Here is a 19,569-nt window from a genome sequence, read left to right as displayed (position 1 = left end):
GAATCTCGATATGTTCATCCGTTGTTCATGTTGCCGCCGCCAATCCGCCACCGCACGGGCGGGCTCCCTGCCCCCACGCGCCTGCGGCGGGACAGATCGACCGCTCGGGCAGCTGTGTGACCCGCACGACAGCTGTGGAAGAATCCGACCATGACTGCTGCGATGACGCTCGGAATGCCGATCAACTACGCGGGCGATTTCCGCGAGACCATCAACAACCTCGCCGACTTCGAATCGGTCGGCGTCGACCGCATCGCGGTCCCCGAGGCATACAGCTTCGATGCCGTCAGCCAGCTCGGTTACATCGCCGCGAAGACCGAGCGCATGGAACTGCAGACGGCGATCCTGCCGATGTACTCGCGCACACCGTCGAACCTGGCGATGACCGCGGCAGGCCTCGACTACATCAGCGGTGGCCGCGCCATCCTGGGCATCGGCGCATCGGGCCCGCAGGTCATCGAGGGCTTCCACGGCGTCAAGTACGACTACCCGCTGGGCCGGGCGCGTGAGCACGCCGAGATCTGCCGCCAGATCTGGCGTCGCGAGAAGACCGATTACCAGGGCAAGCTCTATCGCCTCCCCTTGACCGAGGAGGACGGCGGCAGCGGGCTGGGCAAGCCGCTGAAGATCATCAACCACCCTGTCCGCGACAAGATCCCGATGTTGCTCGCGGCGATCGGCCCCAAGAACACCGAGCTCGCCGCCGAACTGTTCGAGGAGTTCCAGCCTTTCCTCTTCCATCCCGAGTACGTCGACGTCGCGTTCGGCGAAGCGCTCGCCGCGGGCAAGGCCAAGCGCGATCCGTCGCTGCCGCCGCTGCGGATCGTCGTGCAGGCCGCGACCCTGATCTCCGACGACGAACAAGAGGTCGCGAACGCACTTCAGACCGTCCGCCATCACGCCGCGCTCTACATCGGCGGAATGGGTGCTCGGGGCAAGAACTTCTACAACGCGCTCGCCGTCCGCTACGGCTACGCCGACGAGGCAAAGCTGATCCAGGACCTGTACCTCGACGGCAAGAAGCAGGAAGCCGCCGCAGCCGTCCCGGACGAGCTGGTGCGTGCGATGTCGCTGATCGGTTCGCGCTCGCTGGTGGCGGAACGTGTCGAGGCCTTCCGTACCGCCGGGGTCGGCTGCATCCTCGGGACGCCGGCGGCCGGGTCGCACAAGGAACGTGTTGAGGACATGCGGGTGTTGCGGGAGATCGTCGGGTAGGTCGCGCTCAGTAGTAGTACGGAAACGCGTCCCAGTCCGGAGATCGCTTCTCCAGGAACGCGTCTCGTCCCTCGACCGCCTCGTCGGTCATGTATGCCAGTCGGGTCGCCTCGCCGGCGAAGACCTGTTGCCCCATGAGGCCGTCGTCGGTGAGGTTGAACGCGAACTTCAGCATGCGCTGCGCCGTCGGCGACTTGCCGTTGATCTTGCGGCCCCACTCGATGGCGGTCGCCTCGAGATCGGCATGTGCGACAACGCGATTGACTGCCCCCATCTGATACATGGTCTCCGCGTCGTAGGCCTCGCCGAGGAAGAAGATCTCGCGGGCGAACTTCTGGCCGACCTGCTTGGCGAGGTAGGCGCTGCCGTATCCGGCGTCGAAGGAGCCGACGTCGGCGTCGGTCTGTTTGAACCGCGCGTGCTCACGTGAGGCGAGCGTCAGATCGCACACCGAGTGCAGGGAATGACCGCCGCCGGCGGCCCATCCGTTGACCACCGCGATCACGACCTTGGGCATGGTGCGGATCAGGCGCTGAACCTCGAGGATGTGGAGACGGCCGCCTTCGGCCTTGACGCGCGCGTCGTCGACGGTGTCGGCGCCGGCGCCGGCCACGTCGGAATCGTGTGTGGCGGCGTACTGGTAACCCGAGCGGCCGCGGATCCGCTGATCTCCACCGCTGCAGAACGCCCAGCCACCGTCCTTGGGGCTCGGACCGTTGCCGGTGAGCAACACCGTGCCGATGTCGGGGGACCGGCGAGCGTGGTCGAGCGCACGGTACAACTCGTCGACAGTGTGTGGCCGAAACGCGTTGCGGACCTCTGGCCGGTCGAAGGCGATGCGGACGATGCCGTACTCGCGGCCTGAGCCGGTGTGGCGGTGGTAGGTGATGTCGGTCAAGTCCCCGATGGCGCGGATGGGCGCCCACGCGGAGGTGTCGAAGGGCTGCTGGTCTTCTGTCGGATGATCGACGTCCATCAGGCCAGAGTATCGCCGGGGTGTCGGCGGCAAGCGGGCGCGCCATTTGTGACACGGAGCTGCCGGTTATTTATCGTTAAATTCATTGCAGGGGTTTTCGTTATTTGCAAGAGTAACGATATGTCCGTTTGGATCGCGATCGTGTTGGCACTCACGGTGTGGGTGACAGTCGCGCTCGTCGTGGCGCTGGTCGTCGGTCGCGTGGTCCATGTGAGAGACCATTCCGGATCCTCCCGCGTTCAATCCTCGGCCTCAGGTCCGTCGCCTTCGGGATTCGACCGGATCGACTGACTGGTCGTTGACGTCAGTCCGGTATACGCCGGCAACACAACAGTCGGTCGCGACCGCTGATTGTCCGTTCTATACGGTTGCTCCATGAGCGATGGTGCCGTCAGTCCCGATACCTCCACCGAGATCGAGGATCCCCACGAGGGTGGCTTCCGCGCGCACACGGCCATCACGACCGAACGAGGCGGCCCGCGGTACGGAGAGTTCAGCGAGCAGGTCCGCACGCTCATGGACCGCGCGCGCTACGCCTGCCCGACGCCCGAGCTGACCGACGAACTGATTGATCAGCTCGCCGCCATCAACGACAAGCTTGCGGCGGTCCGCATCGACGAGTGGCATTCACCTGCCGGAACACGCATTGATCTGCCAGCTCGCGGCAACATCACTCTGCCGCCGTTCGAGGTCACCGACGTCAACGATGATGGGGTCTTCGCGACCGTGACCTTCCGCGATTTCCATCTCGGTGGCAACAAGGCGGCGCATGGTGGTCAGGTGGCGGTGGCGTTCGACGATCTCGGCGGATACGCGTCGGCGGTGGCGATCCAGGGCGTCAGCCGGACCGCCTATCTCACCGTGCAGTACCGATCGATCACCCCGTTGAACACGCCTCTGCAATGCCGGACCTGGGCCGAGAAGGTCGACGGCCGGAAGGTGTTCATCAAAGGCACAATCCACGACGGTGACCGACTCTGCGCCGAGATGGACGCACTTTTCATCAAGCTCAATCCCGGCCAGCAATAGCGATTCGCCCGGCGACCTGTCGAATCGGTAACGTCACCGGCCTTTCTCGCGATCGAACTCTTGACCATCCCGGCGACAATTTCCCGGGATTCGGTGAGGTCGTGACGCTGAGGGGCTGAAATGACGAGATCGTCGGTGCACAGGCTGAGTCGGACCCGGCGAATCGTCGCCACATCGGGCATTGCTGCCGCATTGGTGATCGCTGCGCCCGCCGCGATCGCCGCCGCGGATGATGGTGCCGGAACCGACTCTGGCGTCTCGGCGCCGTCTGGGGTGGGCTCGGGATCGGAGACGGCGGAGGTGGGCGCGGGTCACACCGATGACGTGCCTTCGACGGGGGAGACCGGCGAGTCGACCTCTGCACCCGACGCTCCGAGCACAGCGGAGCCGTCCGGAGAGACGGGCGGCGCGACCGGGCCCGAGGCCGATGCGGGATCGACGGACCAGGCCGACCCCGAGGGCGCCGCACCCGGCGACACCGCATCTCCCGAAACGCCCGCTTCTGAGACAGCCGCTCCCGAGACGCCGGAGCAGCGGCCCGCCGAGGAGTCGTCGGTTCCGACGACGCAGTCGACGACGCCTGCGCAGTCCGAGTCGCCGGGGCGGCATCATGCCGGCACCCGTACTCCGGGTCGTCACCGTGCCGACCCGACGTCGCCGGGCCGCCATCGCAAGGGTCCGCCGGCCTCCGAGACACGGACGTCGCCCGACCCCGCCGCGGCGGTGACATCCGATGCCGGCACCGCGGCATCGTCGTCAATCGAACCGGTCGACGAGTTCGTCGGCGAACCGGGCACCGCTACCGCCTTCGCGGCGCTCGGCTCGGGTGTTTTCTACCGGCTGGTGAACGGACCCGGGCGCGACGGCCTGATCTTCCTCAACCAGAGTCTCGTGACGGCAGGCGTGCTGAGCCGACGCAGCCGCGACGACGGCACCGACTACGTCGGTCTGCTGGGGCCTGGCGAGCGGTTCACCCTACCGACGCAGACCGTCGCGGAGCTGTCGTCGGGAACCCGGCCGGCCGCCGCGGGCACCGACGATTCGCTGTTTGCCCAGGCGATCAGGGTTCTCACCGCACGGCTGGTGTGGTCCGGCATCGATCCGGAGAACAAGTACCTCGACCCCTCGGACTTCCAGGTGCTGATCGGTGACAACTACCGGATCGTCGACAATGACGGCATCACCTACACCTACGACGCGGACGCCGACACGATCACGTTCACCAACACGACCGACACGGATGTCGCGATCATCGCGGTCGATCAGTTCAACGTTCCGCACGGTGACGGCGTGTACGTGGTTCCCGCGGGTGGCTCGACGACGATCGACGCCTCCGGCGACATCTCCGGCTATGTGATGCAGGGACAACGTGATTCGGCCGGCCGCGCCATCATCTACGGCATGGTCGTCGTGCAGGATGACCAGACGCTGAGCTACAACTTCAATCCGTTCGGTGGGGCGATCCGCGATACCGCCGATCCCGTCGCGGATCCGGATGACCGGTTCTGGGACCCGTCGGACGGTGTGGCGACCGGCATCCTGTGGCCGACCTTCGCGACCGGCGCCGACGGGGCGGCGGACGGTGTCTACTACACGACCGACGCCGGTGGGCTGACCATCCACAACGACAGCGATCAGGACATCGCGGTCACCGTTTTCACCGGTGGCGCGGCGTCGAACACGTTGCCGCAAACCGACTTCTACGTCGTCGAGGCCGGTGGGACACATCGCATCGATCTCCCCGAAGGCTCGTACGCGGTCACCTCGGTGCAGGGTGAGCGGGACGCCCGAGGTGAGCCAAGGCTCTACGGCACGCTTGTTGCCCAGGGCACGGCCGCCGGTCCGGCTGTCACAGAGACCGACACGCTGCCCGGGGACGGGATTTCGTCGATCACGCGGCGGACGGTTGACGGGGTGAAGCCGATCGACCCCGCCGCGGTCGTCGTCTGACGTTGTCGTCGGCGCGAAAGCGGTTGCCGTCGGCGAGATTCCGGTTGCCTTGGCGGCGCTCAGGTGAGCTCGACGGCGTCGAGGGTCGCGCCGGCGGCGCGGAGGCGATTCGCGAGGACGTCGCCCATGGCCGCGGCCGGGGTCAGCACGCCGGTCAGGCTCGAGAGCCGGTCGCGTTCGAGGGCCAGTGTCAGTGCGCTCTCGCCGAGCATGATGGCGGTCGCCTTGTAACCGGGGTCGCCCTTCATGCGCATCTGCGAGCGGTACCGGCGGCCGGTGGTCGTGGTTGTGTAGGTCTCGGTGACGAAAGATCCCTTCTCCCGGACCTTTACGCTCGGTCCCTCGCCGGGCTTCGGGAGCAGACGGTCGAGGAGTTTGCGGGTCGGACCGAAGCTCATCGCGCCGAGAAAGACGCCCGTGCCCACCGCGACGACACCGGCGATGAGTGTCGAGACACCGGGGACCTGGCCGACCGACATCGTCTCCGCGTACCGGAAGTCCTTGCCGTAAGGGTTGTTCAGCAGGGCGTCGGTCCGGCGCACGATCCGGGTGTTGGACGCCGCCATGAAGAACGGGGCCAAGGTCCCGCGCATCGACGGATCGACCTTCTTGGCGCTGATCATCGTCATGTCGCTGGGCTCCGACGACATCGACACCCGCGGCGTGTTGCCGGGCTCACCCGACAGTGAGTGCGGGTTCAGCAGCAACCTCCGGGTCTCCGCGTCGCGCGACTGCTCGGCGATGACCCGCACCGAATCGAAGGTGCCGCCGGAGATGCCGCCCTTGAACGACTTGACCACGAAGGTCGTGTCGGTGAGTTCGCCCGCCTTGTCGTCGGCGATCTTGTTGTACAGCAGGTAGACACCGAGGTCCGAGGGAACGGAGTCGAACCCGCAGGAATGGACGATCCTTGCGCCGGTCGCGACGGCCGTCTCGTGCGCCTTGTTGATGGAGAAGTGGACGAAGGGGGCCTCGCCGGTGAGGTCGACGTAGTCGGTGCCTGCGCTCGCCGCCGCGACCACGAGCGCCTCGCCATAGCGGAGGTAGGGCCCGACAGTGGTGCAGATGACGCGGGTGCGGGCGACCATCGCGTCGAGCGATGCAGGCGACGACGAGTCGGCGACGATCAGCGGCCAGTCGTGCGCGCGGGCAGGCAGCCGTTTGCGGGTGGCCGCCAGCTTGGTCTCCGACCGTCCCGCCAACGCGACCCGGGTGCCGGTCGGCGCGTGCTCGGCAAGATATCGGGCGGTCAGTTCGCCGACAAACCCGGTGACACCGAATACGACGACGTCGAACTCGCGGGCATTCGATCCTGGTGCTGGTGAGCTGGCATCCCCGTTCATGCCCCCGACTCTAGTCAGGTGCCGGTACCCGGTCGAGGTCGCCGGTCACCGCACCAACCGGCGGGCCGCGGCACGCGCCGCGAAGGGCGCCACGAACAGCATCAGCAACACGCGCAGGATCTGGGCCGCGACGACGAACGCGACATTCGAGCCGGCCGCGGTGGCGGCGGCGAGCACGGCGTAGATGCCGCCGGGAGTGGTGGCGAGGTAGCAGTCGAACATCGATTCGCCGGTCCACGCCGACAGCACCACCCCGAGCAGCGCGCAGCCCACACCGATCGCCAGGATCAGTACGAGCGCGGCCGGCAGGACACGGCCGATGGCCCGCAGCCGGTCCATCGTGAACCCGAGTCCGGCCTGCCACCCGATCACCGCGTAGGCCACGGTCAGCAGAATCGTCGACACCGCGGCGTCGCCTGCCAGCCCGGTCAGTTCGGCGATGGTGGCCACCGCCATCGGGCCGAGGAGTCCGGCGGCGGGCAGGTGGACGAGCCGCCCGACCGGTATGCCGATGCCCAGGGCGACCGCCAGCAACAGGAGTCCCCAGGCCTGGTCACCGCCGCTCGGCGATGCCACCGAGGCGCCGGACGAATGTGCGTCGAAGACCACCGAGGCCACCAGCGGAATCGTGATGGTGACCAGTGCGACCCGCAGATATTGGATGACCGCGACCATACGTTCGTCGCCGCCGAGCTCCCTCGTGAGCGCGACCAGCCCGGACGCGCCGCCGGCCACCAGGGCCAGAGATCCGGTCAACGGATCGACCAGACGATGCAGACCCAGCAGCGCGCCGCCGATCACCGAGAGGGCCAGCGTGCCCAGGCCGATGGCGAGTACCGGGAGCCAGGACGACCCGAGTCCGGACAGGGTCTCCGGATCGGCCATGGTCCCGATGTAGACACCGAGCACGCCCTGGGCTGCGAGCATCGCCGGCCGCGGGATGGCGGGCGGGGCGGAGTCGTCGGCGGGATCGCCCTCGGCAGCCGCACGCGGTGGCGTCCGTCGGCGCGGGGCGACACCGGCGATGGCCAGCGTGCCTGCGACGACGAGTCCGGCGAACAACGCGGCCGCGTCCACTTCGAGGAGTTCGAGAAGGTAGGTCGCGATCGCGGTGAGGAGGGCCAACACGATCCAGCGACGCACTCGGTCGAGAGTAGGTGGTGGGGTGGGTGTGGCCTGGGTCTCGGGTTCGGTTTCGGTACGCGACGAGCTCGGGATGCTCGCGCGTCGACACTCGACTGCCGGGATGCGTCAGCTGCTGATCGAGTAGACGGCGAGCGGGTGTATCGAGATCACGGGACCCGCGCGACGCCGAGATTCATCGCGGCGAACGATTTCGGGGTGCCCGGCTGATAGAAGCGGTCGACAGCCGTGACGGTGAGGCCCGCGTCGGCGAGTGCGCCGGGGATGTCGCGGGTCAGATGACAGCCTCCGGCCACCCGGCGCTGGATCGGCTCCAGCCGGTGCTGCCAGCGACGCACCGCGGCGTCGGGCGCGTTGCCGTGCTCGAGGAAGTGCACTGTGCCACCGCCCTTCACCACCCGCGCGACCTCCGACAGCGCGGCGGGCAGGTCGGGGATGGTGCACATCGTGAACGTGGTGAGCGCGGCGTCGAAGGTGTCGTCGTCGAAAGGGAGACGCTGGCCATCGAGGCCGGCTCGTTCGATGGGGACGCGCGACGACGCGACGCGGTCGGCGGCGATTGCCCACCCACCGTCGGAGGGTTCGATCGCGTACACGCGGGTCACGGTGTCGGGATAGACGTCGACGTTGAGGCCGGAGCCGAATCCCAGCTCGACGACGTCTCCGGACAGCCCTTCGCAGGTGCGCCTGCGCAACGGCGTCAGCGCCGACATCCCGCAGGTCAGGTTGATCAGGTGCGGAAGGACGCGATCGTCGTAGAAGCCCATGCCTCGATCCTGCCGCAACCATGTGACGGGCACCACTGTCGTCAGGCCGTTCGGATGACAACCGGAAGCAGTCCTACGCTGATGGAATGAATCCCTCGACTCTGCAGGCCCGGGTCATCGTCGACGAGATGATCCGCGGCGGCGTGACCGAGGCGGTCCTGTGCCCGGGGTCGCGCAACGCGCCCCTCGCGTTCGCACTGCATGCGGCTGACACGGCGGGCCGGCTTCGGCTGCACGTGCGGATCGACGAGCGGTCGGCAGGCTACCTCGCCCTCGGGCTGGCGGTGGCGTCGCGACAGCCGGTACCGATCGTGATGACCAGCGGTACCGCGGTGGCGAACATGAGCCCGGCGGTGTTCGAGGCAAACTATGCGCGGGTGCCGTTGGTGGTGGTCAGCGCGAACCGGCCGTACGAGCTCCTGGGATCGGGAGCCAACCAGACCGTCGAACAGTTCGGCATCTTCGGCACCCAGGTGCGCGCGACGATCAGCCTCGGCCTGGCCGAACAGGACCTCGACACGAACAGCCAGTGGCGGTCGGCGGTCGGTCGCGTGCTGGCGGCCGCCCGCGGTGCCCGGACCGGCAACGCCGGACCGGTCCAGTTCGACATCCCGTTGCGCGAGCCGCTGGTGCCCGATGCGAGCGCCGGACCCGACGACGATCTCGGGAGTTTCGCCGGCCGCCCCGACGGACTTCCGTGGACGCAGGCCCCGGTCGGCAAGCTCGACGTGCCGATCCCGATCGACCTGTCGCTCGACACCGTCGTCGTCTCGGGGCATGGGGCGGGGATCCATCCCGCGCTCGCCGGTATCCCGACGGTGGCAGAACCGACTGCGCCGCAAGCGCATACGCCGCTGCATCCGTTGGCGCTCGGGTCGTTGCGGCCCAAGCAGGCGATCATCTGCGGTCGTCCGACGCTGCACCGCGGCGTCTCGCAGCTGCTGGCCGACCCGGAGGTGCGTGTCTATGCGCTGACCACCGGTCCGCGCTGGCCGGATGTGTCCGGCAACGTGTACGCCACCGGCACGCGCGTCGAACCGATCGGGGAGGCCCGCGAGGAGTGGCTCAAGGAGTGCGCGGCGGCGCAGCAGCGGGTGCTGGGCGCCGTGGACGCCGAGCTCGACAGCCTGCTGCTCGACGATCCGGATGCCGCCACCGGACTTCACGTCGCCCGCGTCGTGAGCGCCGCGATGCGACCGGGCGACCAGCTGGTGGTCGGGGCGAGCAACCCGATCCGCGACGTCGCGCTGGCCGGACGGGTCACCGAGGGCGTCCGAGTGCTCTCCAATCGCGGTGTCGCGGGGATCGACGGCACCAACTCGACGGTGATCGGAGCGGCGCTGGCGCTGGATCGGTCCGACCCCGGGGCGCACACCATCGCCCTGATGGGCGATCTGACCTTCATCCATGACGTCACCGGGCTGGTGGTGGGCCCGGGTGAGCCGCGCCCGTCGTCGCTGCGGATCGTCGTGGCCAACGATGACGGCGGCGGCATCTTCGGATTGCTGGAGCAGGGCGATCCGCGATTCAACAGCGGTCCCTACGCGGGCGCCTACGAACGGATCTTCGGGACGCCGCACCGCGCCGACCTCGCGTCGCTGTGTGCCGGTTTCCATATCCCGCATCGTCGGGTCGCGCTCGGCGAGCTGTCGTCGGTGCTGGGCGAGCCTGCGCCTGCGGGTGGCGTCGAGGTGGTCGAGGTGACCACCGATCGTGCGGCATTGCGTGACGTGCACGCGGCGATCGCGGCGAGGTTGGAGTAGGGGTGCGGTTCTGGCCGACCCTCGCTTCGCCCTACTGACCTGCCAACGGGTCGTTGCCGAGATCGTTGAGCGCAGTGGCGATCCGGCTGATGCCCTCGGCGGGTTGAGCGGAATCGAACAGCGCCTTCAGCGCGGCGGTCGCCTCACCGGCCTCGATGTCCACCGCGCCGCCTGCGCTGCGCACTGCCGTCGGATCGATGGTGATTCTGTCGTTCATTGCTGACCTCGTGTGTTCGCGTTTCGAGTCATCCACTACCGCAGGGCACGCCGCTGCCGTCGACGCCCTCGAATGGCGAGGTGGGGGCATCGACGACGATGAGCGCACCGTAGACCATGACGAGCACGGCGACGACGAACAGGACCGCCGCGATCGCGATCAGCAGGGTCGGGGCACCGGCGGGTCGGGCGCGCCGCCACGACACGACGAACGCGATCGCGGCGATCACGGCGAACGTGATCTGAAGTGCGCCGAACAGTGTCGCCGGGGGAAGCTCCGCGAGATCTCGGCACCGTGTCCGGAGTGCGTCGTCGACCCACGCGTCGTTGCGCATCTGAAGGATCGCCGGGCTCGCGACCGAGACGAGAAGGGCCACGACGCCGATCGCGCACGCCGACCAGCTCTGGTTGCGGTGCGTTCGCACCCCGGAGTCGTTCACCATGTCTCCGATGGTCGGACGATGGTGATCGATTGTTGTCCCTCGCTCTGTTCGATCATCGGAAGACGATCCTGCACACTCAAGTTGGCCGCCCCAGGTGTGTGTTGGGTGTACAGGATCTGGCCATCCGGCAATACGCCCGTGACCACCGCGGTGTGGTGGCTGACATCCCCGGACGCGTGCGGTTGCGCATAGTTGAAGTAGACGACGTCGCCCGGCATGGCGCACTGCGTGAGGGTCCCCGGTGCTTGGGCGCCCGTATGGTCGGGCCAATCGTCCATCAGGGGTGCCACCCCGTTGGCATGGATGTTGTCGGCGGTGCGTTCAGCCTGCTTGCTGACGTTCAGAATGTCGTCCGCGGCGGCTTCCCACAGCGCCGGTCGGGCGTCTCTCAGATCGGCAAAGGTAACCATGTCCCCCACGGAACGGAATCCACTACTCGAGCAGCTTACGGCCCTGGTCGCCGAAGGTCCTATCCTGTCATTCATGAACCCGACCATCCTGCGCCGTGTACAGATCGTGCTGCTCGTACTCGGCATGGTGGTCACGACGATGGGCTTGGTCCTCGTTGCGGGGTGTCACCGGAATGACCGGCAGATCGATGAGAACCGTGCGATGGTCATGGCCGACGTCGTGTCGGCGGATCGGCTCCATGCCGCGGTCAACTTCCAGACCCCCGACGGACAGTTCCACAGCCCTCGGCTCGGCCTTCTCTATCCGACGGAGCTGACCCAGGGCCAGCGGATCAGTGTCGAGTACGACGTCACCAACCCGGACCTGGCGCGACCGGCCGGCCGTAGCTGGACACTGGCGATCATCCCGGCGCTGTCGATCGCGGTGGTCGGGTGGCTCGTCGTCGGTGCGGTGATGATCGCGCTGTCCGAGATCAATCGTCGGATGCTGTCCCGCTCGTCATCGCACGACAACACCCACCAGGACATCACCGACGACCCGGATCAGGACGCAACCACCGAGACCGAGTCACCGGAGACCAGCAACGCCTGATCGTCGTCGAGGAATCGCAACGCGAACCGATCGGCGAAGCGGGCGCGTAGCTCGTCGACCACGGCCGTTCCGCTGACGATGCCGTCGGCGTGCGGCACCACCACCTCATCGATCCAACCGAGTCCGGTCGTGGTGTGCAGGCCGGTCGCCTCGGCCGGGTCGTCGAGCATGCCGAGCGGCTCGATGTCGGGTCCGACGACGCAGGCCCCCGCGCTCGCACCGAGGTAGGGGAGGCCTGCGCGGACATGCTCGGTGAGGATCTCGGCGAACCCGGTCCGGCGCAGCGCAGCCAGCAGGTGGAAGACGTTGCCGCCGGAGACGAAGACCGCGTCGAGGCCGTCGAGTGCGACGGCCAGATCCGTTGTCGGCATCGTCTCGATGTCGAGCTCGACGGTGGTGAACCCCTGGTGCCGTAGCGTGCTGCGATCCAGATCGATCCAGGCCCGGTCGGAATAGATCGACGATGCCGTCGGCACGAAGCCGATACGCGCATTCGGGGCCACAGCGTGAGCGGAGAGGAAGGCGGGAACCGCTCCCAGCCATCGACTCAACAGCAGCATCTCGGCCATGCCGACCAGCCTGCCACGCCGGATGGGAAACAACTGATTTCGCAATTTCGTTGACGCCTGTCACTGACATCTGTCAATATCACTCCAGTTGGGCTTACGGGATGCACACCAGTGCCTACCGTTGCTGCTGGTTGTCGACGAGGACGTGACGAGCGGAACATGAGCATCGAGCGGGAAATGCCAAGGGGCCGTGAAGCTCAGCGGCTGCAGACGCGTGAACGTCTGCTCGACGCGGCGGTCGCGGAATACCGGGAGCGGGGGATGGCGGATGCCGATCTGGGTGCCATCGCGACAACGGCCGGCGTGGCGCGCGGAACCTTCTATTTCCACTTCCCGACCAAGGAGCACGTACTTCTCGAACTCGAGGAACGCGAAGAGGCCCGGATCGCCCGGGAGTTGAATCGGTTCCTCGCGAGACCGCGGGACCTCCGGACCTCGCTGACCGAGACCGTGCGCCTGATCCTTGCGATGGAGGGCAGGCTGGGTAGGAGCCTCTTCAAGGACGTTCTCGCGGTGCACTTCTCGCCCACGAGGCCGCTGACCGACGAATGGCGCGGACACCGGGTGATCGTACTGGTGGTCGGCATGATCGAACGGGCCCGCGACGCCGGCGAAGCCGAGGTCGTCGTGGACCCATACCACAGCGCGGTCTTCTTCCTCCTGGGTCTCTACGCGATGCTGGCGGTCACCTCGGATGCGAAGCCGTTGCGCGACTTGGCGATAGAGAACTATCTGACCACCGCGATCCGCGGCCTGGAGCCTCGATGAACCGAACCGACAGAGATGGAGCCGAACATGTGGCAGGAAATCGTACGACTCGGTTTTGCGTGGGGCCTGATCATCGGGGTCATCGCGTTCTGGTACTGGATCATGAGCAACATCGGAACGTTCTGACCGATGTGCGCCCCGGTGCCCGGTCGGTACCCGTCGCGGTGAGCGTGCGATGACCGTCCGAGAGGAAACGCACGCGATGACGGTCGAACGTAGCTGTGGACTCACGGCCGTCGCCTTCTCCGAACGACGTCGTGAGGGCGTTCGGCTGATGACGGGATCGCGTCGGGGATTCGGCTTGAATCCGGGCCGCACCATCGTGCACGTCCCGTACCCTCCGTTGAGCCCGGACTGGGGGCGTTCGACGCTCACCTGTGGTGTCGCACTGCAGTGTTCCCCGTCCAAGGATCGCATTGCCCAGTACGAACTCCACGAGCTCGATGCCCGGCAGCGTGGCGCGCTGTCGCTGGTCGAGGGCAGTGTGGCGGCGGGCTGGATCGCCGACCGACTCCCGGGTCTCCTGCCCGAGATCCGGCGCCGGATACCGCATCTCGAGATCAGTGATCACGATCTCGACGGTGCGGAGATCATCGAAAGGGCCCTGTCACTCGCACGCTCGCGGACTCGACTTGACGGTCACCCCGTGCTCGGGGATCTCCCGCTGCGTGCGCCCGCGCGAGGCGCGCTCTCATCCACGGTCCGGCGTGCCTATGGGCGGATGCCGTGGACGTCGTCGCGAACCGACGCGAAGCGGCTGATGTCGGTGCCGGTGGGCGGCGACGGTGGTGCACGCAACTCCAATCTGCCACCGCCGAGCAAACCCGAGAGCGACGAGATCGAGATACGTGCCGACCAGCGAGCCGGGATTCCGTACCCCGAGTGGAACATGTGGCGCGACGAGTTCCTGATCGATCACGTCGCGGTGCTCGAACGCAGACAGCCGGCTCGCAACAGCTCCGTCGCGCCGGTCTCACCGGACATCCGGAGGTGGTTCGCCGAGCACACGCACCGAGCCATGCGCGGCGGTCTCGAGGACGGCTCCGACATCGACGTGGACCGGTACGTGAGCCACTACATCGACACGCTCACGGGTGAGGCAGGACAGCCACGGGTGTTCCGCGAGCTGCTGCCGAGCGCGCGTGACGTCAGCACGGCGTTGCTGCTCGACGGCAGTTCGTCGCTCAGCTCGAACGGCGGACGTGCCTTCCGTACCGAACTGGCGTGCGCCGACGCATTGTCGCGGGCCATGACGCTCTCCCGAGAGAAGCACGGCATCTTCGTGTTCTCCGGCAATACCCGGCACCGAGTGGAGGTCAACTGCCTCAAGGACTTCGCCGATCCGCATTTCGCGGACCCGAGCAGCCTGGGGTTGCACACCGGTGGTTACACGCGCCTCGGTGCACCGATCCGTCACCTCACCCGACGACTGCTGGATCAGCCGTCCGAGCGGCGGCTGCTGATCATCATCGGCGACGGACTGATGTCGGACGAGGGGTACGAGGGCCGATACGCGTGGGCCGATGTGGCGCATGCCCTCCTCGAGGCCGCAGAGGCGGGCGTCTCGGTGTACTACATCGGCATCGGGTCCGTCCGCGTCGATCCGCTGCCGGAGGTGTTCGGAGAGAGGCGGTCTCGCCGTATCCGGCGTCCCGACGACCTCCCCGAGGTCCTGGCCCACATCCACCGAGAGTTGGTTGCGCAATGAACGACGATCTCTATTTCTCCAACGGCAACGAGGTGCAGCTGTTCGAATGGGCTTTCGCCCAGCACATGCCGGTCATGCTCACCGGTCCGACCGGTTGCGGGAAGACCCGATTCGTCGAGCACATGGGACATCTGCTGTCCCGCCCGGTGATCACGATCAGTTGTCACGACGATCTCACCAGTGCCGATCTGGTCGGTCGCTTCATGGTCACGGGCGGCGACGTCATCTGGACCGACGGCCCGCTGACCATGGCGGTCAAGAGCGGGGCGATCTGCTATCTCGACGAGGTCGTCGAGGCACGTCACGATTCGCTGGCGATCCTGCACTCGCTCACCGACCATCGGCGCACGCTGTATCTCGACCGTGCGAACGAAACCATCAAGGCTCCCGAGGGTTTCATGCTCGTCTGCTCCTACAACCCGGCCTATCGGAGTTCACTCAAGGAGCTGAAACCCTCGTTCCGTCAACGCTTCGTGACCGTGCCGATGGACTACCTACCTGCTGAACGCGAGGTCGAGGTGCTGTTGGCCGAGGCGCAGGTCGACCGTGCTGTCGCGGAGCGACTGGTCGAGTGCGCCGGCACCATTCGGTCCGCCGACGACGTGTTCCACTTCGAGCCGCCGTCGACGCGTGTGCTCGTCGCGGCGGCACGTTTCATCGCTGCCGGCGCCGGCGAGATGGAAGCCGTCGAGGCATGCATCCTCGCGCCGCTGAGCAGCGACGGCGCGATCCACGAAGGCCTTCGCGAGATCGCGGCGGCACACCTTTCCACGTCTTCCGACATCTCGAGGAGAACACCGTGAACGAACAGGACCGCAGGCGCAGGCGAGCACTCATCGTGTTCCAGATCGTCATGTACGGATTCCTGCTGTGCATGTTCCTGATTCAGCTGAACATGTCCTTGACCAGGGATTGGTAGGCCGACGTGAATTTTCCGACGATCAATCGCAAGAACGACTCCGGTGGCGCCGCGGTGAAGGCATCGCCCACGACCGGGTTGACCTACGACGAGCACGACGAGGACAGTCGCCGCGCACAGCGGCGGGCCGACTACTGGCTCATCGTCGGCACGGCGCTGATGGGCACCTTCGTCCTGGGTCTGATCGGACTCCCGATCTTCCTTCGTGGCCTGTACCTTCAGCGGCGAGCGCAGCAGGAGGGCCTGTCGGTGCGCCCGATCATGGTCACCCTGATCGGATATCTGGTGATCCTCGACGCCTTCCTCAACAGCATCGGCTGGGTGATGGACGTCCTCGCCAACCACACCCTCATCGACCGGGTGTTCTTCACCGCGTGGGGCAATCTCGTCGACAACGGCTACTTCTGGCACTACAACGAGCTGTGGATCGGCGGGTCCAGTGCCCCTGGCGAGAAGGGCTGGGAGATCGCCTGCATCTTCGTCGTCTTCCCGATGCGCATCGCCGCCGCGATCGCGTTCTTGCAGATGAAGCGCTGGGGACACCAGTGGCTGACCGTGACCTGTTGGTTCGGCGTGGTCATCTGGGTCGGCTACATCGTCAACATGACGATGTACGGCGACATCAGGTTCCAGGGCACCGTGCTGCCCGTCATCGGCTGGTGGCTCTACGACATCTTCTACATAACGCCGTTCCTGGCGATCCCGTACTTACACACGGTCAACCGCGAGATCTTCTCGGATTGAACTGTCCGCCCACCATCGCCTTCTCTCCGAGGAGAACATCATGACCAAGACCACGCCATCGGCCCAGTCCGGCACCGACGCCGAGGAGGATCTGCCACTCGGTACCACCCGACAGTTCTCGCGGATGCACAAGTGGCTGAAGCGCGGCATCGTCACCTGCCTCGTCGTCCTCGTCATCGAAGGGTCGATGACCGTGCCTGCGCTGGCCATCTACTACGGCTGGCCCACCCTCTCACTGACCCAGATCTGCGACGAGTTCATGAAGGTGCGCTGGGCCGACGACAACGCCGAATGTGACAGCCCGTACCCGATCAAGGGCCCGCCCTTCGGCGGAGCGCCCGAAGGCGCGGGCAGGGACACCGCGAAGGACGATTGGGGAGTCCAGCCCAAGTCGGGCCTCGACCGGATCGGATTCCGGGAACTCGTCCGCCACAAGGAGGAACGTGAGGCACGTCAGAAGGCCCAGGCGCAGGCCGCTGCGCAGGAGCGGGCGCCTGCACCGGAGGTTCCGGCCGGCGGTCCGCAGAACTGACGAGGGATCAGATGGCATCACAGACGTTGGGCACGGTCCTGGGCGTCGGCCTGGCGGTCACCGAGGCAGCCCGCGCCGGACTCGATCGCAGCATCTCCGCGCGCGCAGGCATCCCATTGCGCATCGACGACGTCACCTCGCAATGGCTGGCAGGCGCTCTCGGTCTGCCGCCCGGCGCGATCACGTCCCTGGATGTACTCGATCAGGATTCCGGCACCGCCGCGCGTGCGCGGGTGGCGGTCAAGTCCGACACCGACCTGCCCGAGACGCTCTTCGTGAAGTTGCCGCCGCGCAACTACTTACAGCACGTGCTCATGAATGTCTTCCGACTGGGCGCTCGTGAGGTGGTCGCGTACCGTGCGCTCGGCGACAACCCCCCGATCCGGGTGCCGCGGTGTCACGTGGCGCAGGCCGACCGGCTCCGGCGGCGCAGTGCCCTGGTATTGGAGGATCTCTCGGGCACCGCCGAATTCCGGACCTGCGTCGACTCGGTGAACCGGGCCGAGGCCGAGGCCGTCGTCGACGCGATGGCGGATCTGCACGGCACCTATTGGGACACTGCGCGTTTCGACGGCGACCTGTACCCGCTCGCGCATCGGTCGTCGTCGGAGATCCGTGTCGCCGATCTCATCCGACGCCGGTTCATCGCCGACATCAGCGGGCACACTGCGGATCTGATCCCCGACGACACCAAGCGGCGGTGTCGCATCTTCTACGAACGCAGCGGCGACATCGACGCGTTCTGGGCGGCGCAACCCCGGACACTCATCCACGGCGATCCGCACCTGGGCAATTTCTTTTTCGAGGCAGATGGACCGGGGTTTCTCGACTGGCAGATCGCATCTGCGGGGGTGGGCATCCGCGACGTCGCGTACTTCGCCACAGCGTCGGTGGAGCCGGAGTTGCTGCGGGTCATCGAGAGAGACCTGGTCGAACGCTACGTCGGACGCCTCGCCGCGAAGGGTGTGCACGCCGACCCGGAACGCATGTGGACGTTGTACCGCGCCGTGATCACCGAGATGTTCCTGGCCGCGGTGTGCACGGCAGAGGCCGGTGAACGCATGCAGCCGTTCGAGGTGTCGCGGGTGGGGGTCGAGCGTGCTGTCGCGGGGGTGACCGCACATGACAGCTTCGCGGTGTTGGAGGAACTGATCGACCGGGACCGTTGAACGTCTGGGCGCACATCGGAGAGAGTTCACCGATTGTTCGGGCGGCACTCACCGCGGCCGACCGGATCCGACAGGCGGTCGAGGCACCATGGGGCCATGCGGGTCGCGATCGTCGCCGAGAGTTTCCTGCCGCAGTGCAATGGAGTGGTCAATTCCGTCCTGCGGGTCGTCGAGCACCTCGAACGCACCGGCCACGAGGCCCTGGTGATCGCTCCGGACACACCGCGAGGTGAGGACGCGGCACCACGACTGATCGGACGTCGGACCCCGGTGCACCTGGTGCCGTCGGTGATGGTCCCCAAGGTGACGTCGTTGCCGATCGGAGTGCCGACGCCGACCCTGTATCGCACATTGCGCGACATGAGACCCGACGTCGTCCATCTGGCCTCGCCGTTCGTCGTCGGTGCGGCAGGCGCCGCCGCGGCCCGGCGCCTCGATCTGCCGTCCGTCGCGGTGTTCCAGACCGATGTCGCGGGATTTGCCGCCAGCTACGGGCTCGCGGTCACGTCGCGACTGGCGTGGCGCTACACGCGGCGGTTGCACGAGATGTGCGACCGTACCCTCGCGCCCTCGACGGACACGATGAGAATGCTCGCCGCGCAGGGTGTTCCGCGAGTGCATCACTGGGGCCGGGGTGTCGATCTCGAACAGTTCGACCCGGCGAACGCGGATGCGGGACTGCGTTCCGATTGGGGCCGGGGCCGATTGATCGTCGGCTTCGTGGGCCGGCTGGCGCCCGAGAAGCACGTGGAGCGGCTGGCCTCGGTGGCTGACGATCCGTCGGTGCAACTCGTCATCGTCGGCGACGGGCCTGAACGCGCTCGGCTCGAAGCCCTGATGCCGCGGGCGGTGTTCACCGGGGAGCTCCGCGGTGCCGCTCTGGCGCGGGCCTACGCCAGCTTCGACGTGTTCGCGCACGCCGGTGAGCACGAGACGTTCTGTCAGACGATCCAGGAGGCGATGGCCAGCGGATTGCCGGTCGTCGGTCCGGATGCCGGCGGCCCGCGTGACCTGGTCAGCCACTGCCGGACGGGCTACCTGCTGCCTCCGTCGGAGTATGCCGACCGGTTGCCCGCGGTGGTCGCGGTGCTGCGTGACGACGCGCTCCGGGCGGAGATGGGTCGTGCCGCGCTGTCGGCGGTCCGAGCGCGTACGTGGCCGGTGACCTGCGACGAGCTGCTCGGGCATTACCTCGCCGTCATCGATGGTGACCTGGCGATTCGCCCACTCGCGGGCTGAGTGCGTCGGCGATCGGGATACGGATGCGGTGTGAGCGCGCCGACGAGGAGATTATTGTCGTGGGCTCTCGCTGA

At 67.0% G+C, this 19,569-nt stretch carries 20 protein-coding genes; 12 read left to right on the top strand and 8 right to left on the bottom strand.

Annotated features, from left to right (window positions below; translation table 11 throughout):
- Positions 1-162: 162 nt before the first annotated feature.
- On the top strand, positions 163-1,215 hold the full coding sequence (locus IDF66_RS05390; RefSeq protein ID WP_190266325.1) for an LLM class F420-dependent oxidoreductase: 1,053 nt from the start codon (positions 163-165) through the stop codon (positions 1,213-1,215).
- A 7-nt stretch (positions 1,216-1,222) separates the two neighbouring features.
- Here IDF66_RS05390 and IDF66_RS05385 read toward each other — a convergent pair whose 3' ends face one another.
- Positions 1,223-2,191 carry a 1,4-dihydroxy-2-naphthoyl-CoA synthase gene (locus IDF66_RS05385; RefSeq protein WP_190265951.1) on the bottom strand — a complete coding sequence of 323 codons (969 nt, stop codon included), beginning with the start codon at positions 2,189-2,191 and terminating at the stop codon, positions 1,223-1,225.
- A gap of 375 nt (positions 2,192-2,566) precedes the next feature.
- On the opposite strand from IDF66_RS05385, the gene IDF66_RS05380 reads away from it, so the two are divergent.
- Positions 2,567-3,220: a PaaI family thioesterase gene (locus IDF66_RS05380; protein ID WP_190265950.1), complete on the top strand. Its 654-nt coding sequence runs from the start codon at positions 2,567-2,569 to the stop codon at positions 3,218-3,220.
- A 135-nt stretch (positions 3,221-3,355) separates the two neighbouring features.
- Entirely contained in the window at positions 3,356-5,170 is a 1,815-nt protein-coding gene (locus IDF66_RS05375) for a hypothetical protein (RefSeq protein WP_223309115.1), read from the top strand.
- A 59-nt stretch (positions 5,171-5,229) separates the two neighbouring features.
- Here the strand turns inward: IDF66_RS05375 and IDF66_RS05370 are convergent, their stop codons facing one another.
- The 3 genes from IDF66_RS05370 to IDF66_RS05360 all read right to left on the bottom strand — a co-directional run bounded on the left by IDF66_RS05370 (position 5,230) and on the right by IDF66_RS05360 (position 8,423).
- Positions 5,230-6,513: a saccharopine dehydrogenase family protein gene (locus tag IDF66_RS05370; protein ID WP_190265948.1), complete on the bottom strand. Its 1,284-nt coding sequence runs from the start codon at positions 6,511-6,513 to the stop codon at positions 5,230-5,232.
- A 45-nt stretch (positions 6,514-6,558) separates the two neighbouring features.
- Positions 6,559-7,656, bottom strand: coding sequence for an AbrB family transcriptional regulator (locus IDF66_RS05365; protein ID WP_190265947.1), 1,098 nt, complete (start codon positions 7,654-7,656; stop codon positions 6,559-6,561).
- Between the two features lie 149 nt (positions 7,657-7,805).
- Positions 7,806-8,423: a class I SAM-dependent methyltransferase gene (locus tag IDF66_RS05360; protein WP_190265946.1), complete on the bottom strand. Its 618-nt coding sequence runs from the start codon at positions 8,421-8,423 to the stop codon at positions 7,806-7,808.
- An 86-nt stretch (positions 8,424-8,509) separates the two neighbouring features.
- Here IDF66_RS05360 and menD point away from each other — a divergent pair, with 86 nt between their 5' ends.
- Positions 8,510-10,186 carry a 2-succinyl-5-enolpyruvyl-6-hydroxy-3-cyclohexene-1-carboxylic-acid synthase gene (menD, locus tag IDF66_RS05355; protein WP_190265945.1) on the top strand — a complete coding sequence of 559 codons (1,677 nt, stop codon included), beginning with the start codon at positions 8,510-8,512 and terminating at the stop codon, positions 10,184-10,186.
- 31 nt (positions 10,187-10,217) lie between these two features.
- Here the strand turns inward: menD and IDF66_RS05350 are convergent, their stop codons facing one another.
- Genes IDF66_RS05350 through IDF66_RS05340 form a run of 3 tightly spaced genes read right to left on the bottom strand, consistent with a single transcriptional unit; the run spans position 10,218 to position 11,264 of the window.
- Positions 10,218-10,403 (bottom strand): hypothetical protein, encoded by a 186-nt coding sequence (locus IDF66_RS05350; protein ID WP_190265944.1) that lies wholly within the window; start codon positions 10,401-10,403, stop codon positions 10,218-10,220.
- Between the two features lie 28 nt (positions 10,404-10,431).
- Complete coding sequence (locus IDF66_RS05345; RefSeq protein ID WP_190265943.1) at positions 10,432-10,845, bottom strand: hypothetical protein; 414 nt, start codon at positions 10,843-10,845, stop codon at positions 10,432-10,434.
- Entirely contained in the window at positions 10,839-11,264 is a 426-nt protein-coding gene (locus tag IDF66_RS05340) for a hypothetical protein (RefSeq protein WP_190265942.1), read from the bottom strand. Before IDF66_RS05340 ends, IDF66_RS05345 begins: the two co-directional genes overlap by 7 nt.
- A 64-nt stretch (positions 11,265-11,328) precedes the next feature.
- Between IDF66_RS05340 and IDF66_RS05335 the strand changes: the two genes are divergently transcribed.
- The gene (locus IDF66_RS05335) at positions 11,329-11,847 is read left to right on the top strand and encodes a DUF3592 domain-containing protein (protein ID WP_190265941.1); all 519 of its coding nucleotides are present in this window, start codon (positions 11,329-11,331) and stop codon (positions 11,845-11,847) included.
- Here the strand turns inward: IDF66_RS05335 and IDF66_RS05330 are convergent.
- Entirely contained in the window at positions 11,799-12,416 is a 618-nt protein-coding gene (locus IDF66_RS05330; RefSeq protein ID WP_190265940.1) for a Type 1 glutamine amidotransferase-like domain-containing protein, read from the bottom strand. The two genes, IDF66_RS05335 and IDF66_RS05330, sit on opposite strands and share 49 nt — an antisense overlap.
- A 159-nt stretch (positions 12,417-12,575) precedes the next feature.
- Between IDF66_RS05330 and IDF66_RS05325 the strand changes: the two genes are divergently transcribed.
- The 7 genes from IDF66_RS05325 (at position 12,576) to IDF66_RS05295 (ending at position 19,495) form a co-directional block, all read left to right on the top strand.
- On the top strand, positions 12,576-13,184 hold the full coding sequence (locus IDF66_RS05325; RefSeq protein WP_223309114.1) for a TetR family transcriptional regulator: 609 nt from the start codon (positions 12,576-12,578) through the stop codon (positions 13,182-13,184).
- A gap of 175 nt (positions 13,185-13,359) precedes the next feature.
- Complete coding sequence (locus tag IDF66_RS05320) at positions 13,360-14,892, top strand: nitric oxide reductase activation protein NorD (protein ID WP_190265939.1); 1,533 nt, start codon at positions 13,360-13,362, stop codon at positions 14,890-14,892.
- Positions 14,889-15,695: a CbbQ/NirQ/NorQ/GpvN family protein gene (locus tag IDF66_RS05315; RefSeq protein WP_190265938.1), complete on the top strand. Its 807-nt coding sequence runs from the start codon at positions 14,889-14,891 to the stop codon at positions 15,693-15,695. The genes IDF66_RS05320 and IDF66_RS05315 overlap by 4 nt, the downstream gene beginning before the upstream one ends.
- Positions 15,696-15,817: 122 nt before the next feature.
- Entirely contained in the window at positions 15,818-16,555 is a 738-nt protein-coding gene (locus IDF66_RS05310; RefSeq protein ID WP_203588553.1) for a hypothetical protein, read from the top strand.
- 40 nt (positions 16,556-16,595) lie between these two features.
- On the top strand, positions 16,596-17,087 hold the full coding sequence (locus tag IDF66_RS05305) for a hypothetical protein (protein ID WP_190265937.1): 492 nt from the start codon (positions 16,596-16,598) through the stop codon (positions 17,085-17,087).
- A gap of 11 nt (positions 17,088-17,098) precedes the next feature.
- Positions 17,099-18,256 (top strand): phosphotransferase family protein, encoded by a 1,158-nt coding sequence (locus IDF66_RS05300; RefSeq protein WP_190265936.1) that lies wholly within the window; start codon positions 17,099-17,101, stop codon positions 18,254-18,256.
- A 96-nt stretch (positions 18,257-18,352) separates the two neighbouring features.
- Positions 18,353-19,495: a glycosyltransferase family 4 protein gene (locus tag IDF66_RS05295; protein WP_190265935.1), complete on the top strand. Its 1,143-nt coding sequence runs from the start codon at positions 18,353-18,355 to the stop codon at positions 19,493-19,495.
- The last annotated feature ends 74 nt before the right edge of the window (positions 19,496-19,569 follow it).

Source organism: Gordonia hankookensis (assembly GCF_014673215.1).
In the GTDB taxonomy this organism is placed as follows: domain Bacteria; phylum Actinomycetota; class Actinomycetes; order Mycobacteriales; family Mycobacteriaceae; genus Gordonia; species Gordonia hankookensis.
The sequence above is the reverse complement of the archived record's forward strand: the minus strand, read 5'-3'. Positions and strand labels throughout refer to the sequence as shown.

Excerpts from the sequence above, each read along its gene's own strand:
- IDF66_RS05350 (WP_190265944.1), bottom strand. The coding sequence starts at position 10,403 with ATGAACGACAGAATCACCATCGATCCGACGGCAGTGCGCAGCGCAGGC.
- IDF66_RS05390 (WP_190266325.1), top strand. The coding sequence starts at position 163 with ATGACGCTCGGAATGCCGATCAACTACGCGGGCGATTTCCGCGAGACC.
- IDF66_RS05320 (WP_190265939.1), top strand. The coding sequence starts at position 13,360 with ATGACCGTCCGAGAGGAAACGCACGCGATGACGGTCGAACGTAGCTGT.
- IDF66_RS05335 (WP_190265941.1), top strand. The coding sequence starts at position 11,329 with ATGAACCCGACCATCCTGCGCCGTGTACAGATCGTGCTGCTCGTACTC.
- IDF66_RS05380 (WP_190265950.1), top strand. The coding sequence starts at position 2,567 with ATGAGCGATGGTGCCGTCAGTCCCGATACCTCCACCGAGATCGAGGAT.
- IDF66_RS05360 (WP_190265946.1), bottom strand. The coding sequence starts at position 8,423 with ATGGGCTTCTACGACGATCGCGTCCTTCCGCACCTGATCAACCTGACC.
- IDF66_RS05345 (WP_190265943.1), bottom strand. The coding sequence starts at position 10,845 with ATGGTGAACGACTCCGGGGTGCGAACGCACCGCAACCAGAGCTGGTCG.
- IDF66_RS05295 (WP_190265935.1), top strand. The coding sequence starts at position 18,353 with ATGCGGGTCGCGATCGTCGCCGAGAGTTTCCTGCCGCAGTGCAATGGA.
- IDF66_RS05330 (WP_190265940.1), bottom strand. The coding sequence starts at position 12,416 with ATGGCCGAGATGCTGCTGTTGAGTCGATGGCTGGGAGCGGTTCCCGCC.
- menD (WP_190265945.1), top strand. The coding sequence starts at position 8,510 with ATGAATCCCTCGACTCTGCAGGCCCGGGTCATCGTCGACGAGATGATC.
- IDF66_RS05325 (WP_223309114.1), top strand. The coding sequence starts at position 12,576 with ATGAGCATCGAGCGGGAAATGCCAAGGGGCCGTGAAGCTCAGCGGCTG.
- IDF66_RS05385 (WP_190265951.1), bottom strand. The coding sequence starts at position 2,191 with ATGGACGTCGATCATCCGACAGAAGACCAGCAGCCCTTCGACACCTCC.
- IDF66_RS05370 (WP_190265948.1), bottom strand. The coding sequence starts at position 6,513 with ATGAACGGGGATGCCAGCTCACCAGCACCAGGATCGAATGCCCGCGAG.
- IDF66_RS05300 (WP_190265936.1), top strand. The coding sequence starts at position 17,099 with ATGGCATCACAGACGTTGGGCACGGTCCTGGGCGTCGGCCTGGCGGTC.
- IDF66_RS05305 (WP_190265937.1), top strand. The coding sequence starts at position 16,596 with ATGACCAAGACCACGCCATCGGCCCAGTCCGGCACCGACGCCGAGGAG.
- IDF66_RS05315 (WP_190265938.1), top strand. The coding sequence starts at position 14,889 with ATGAACGACGATCTCTATTTCTCCAACGGCAACGAGGTGCAGCTGTTC.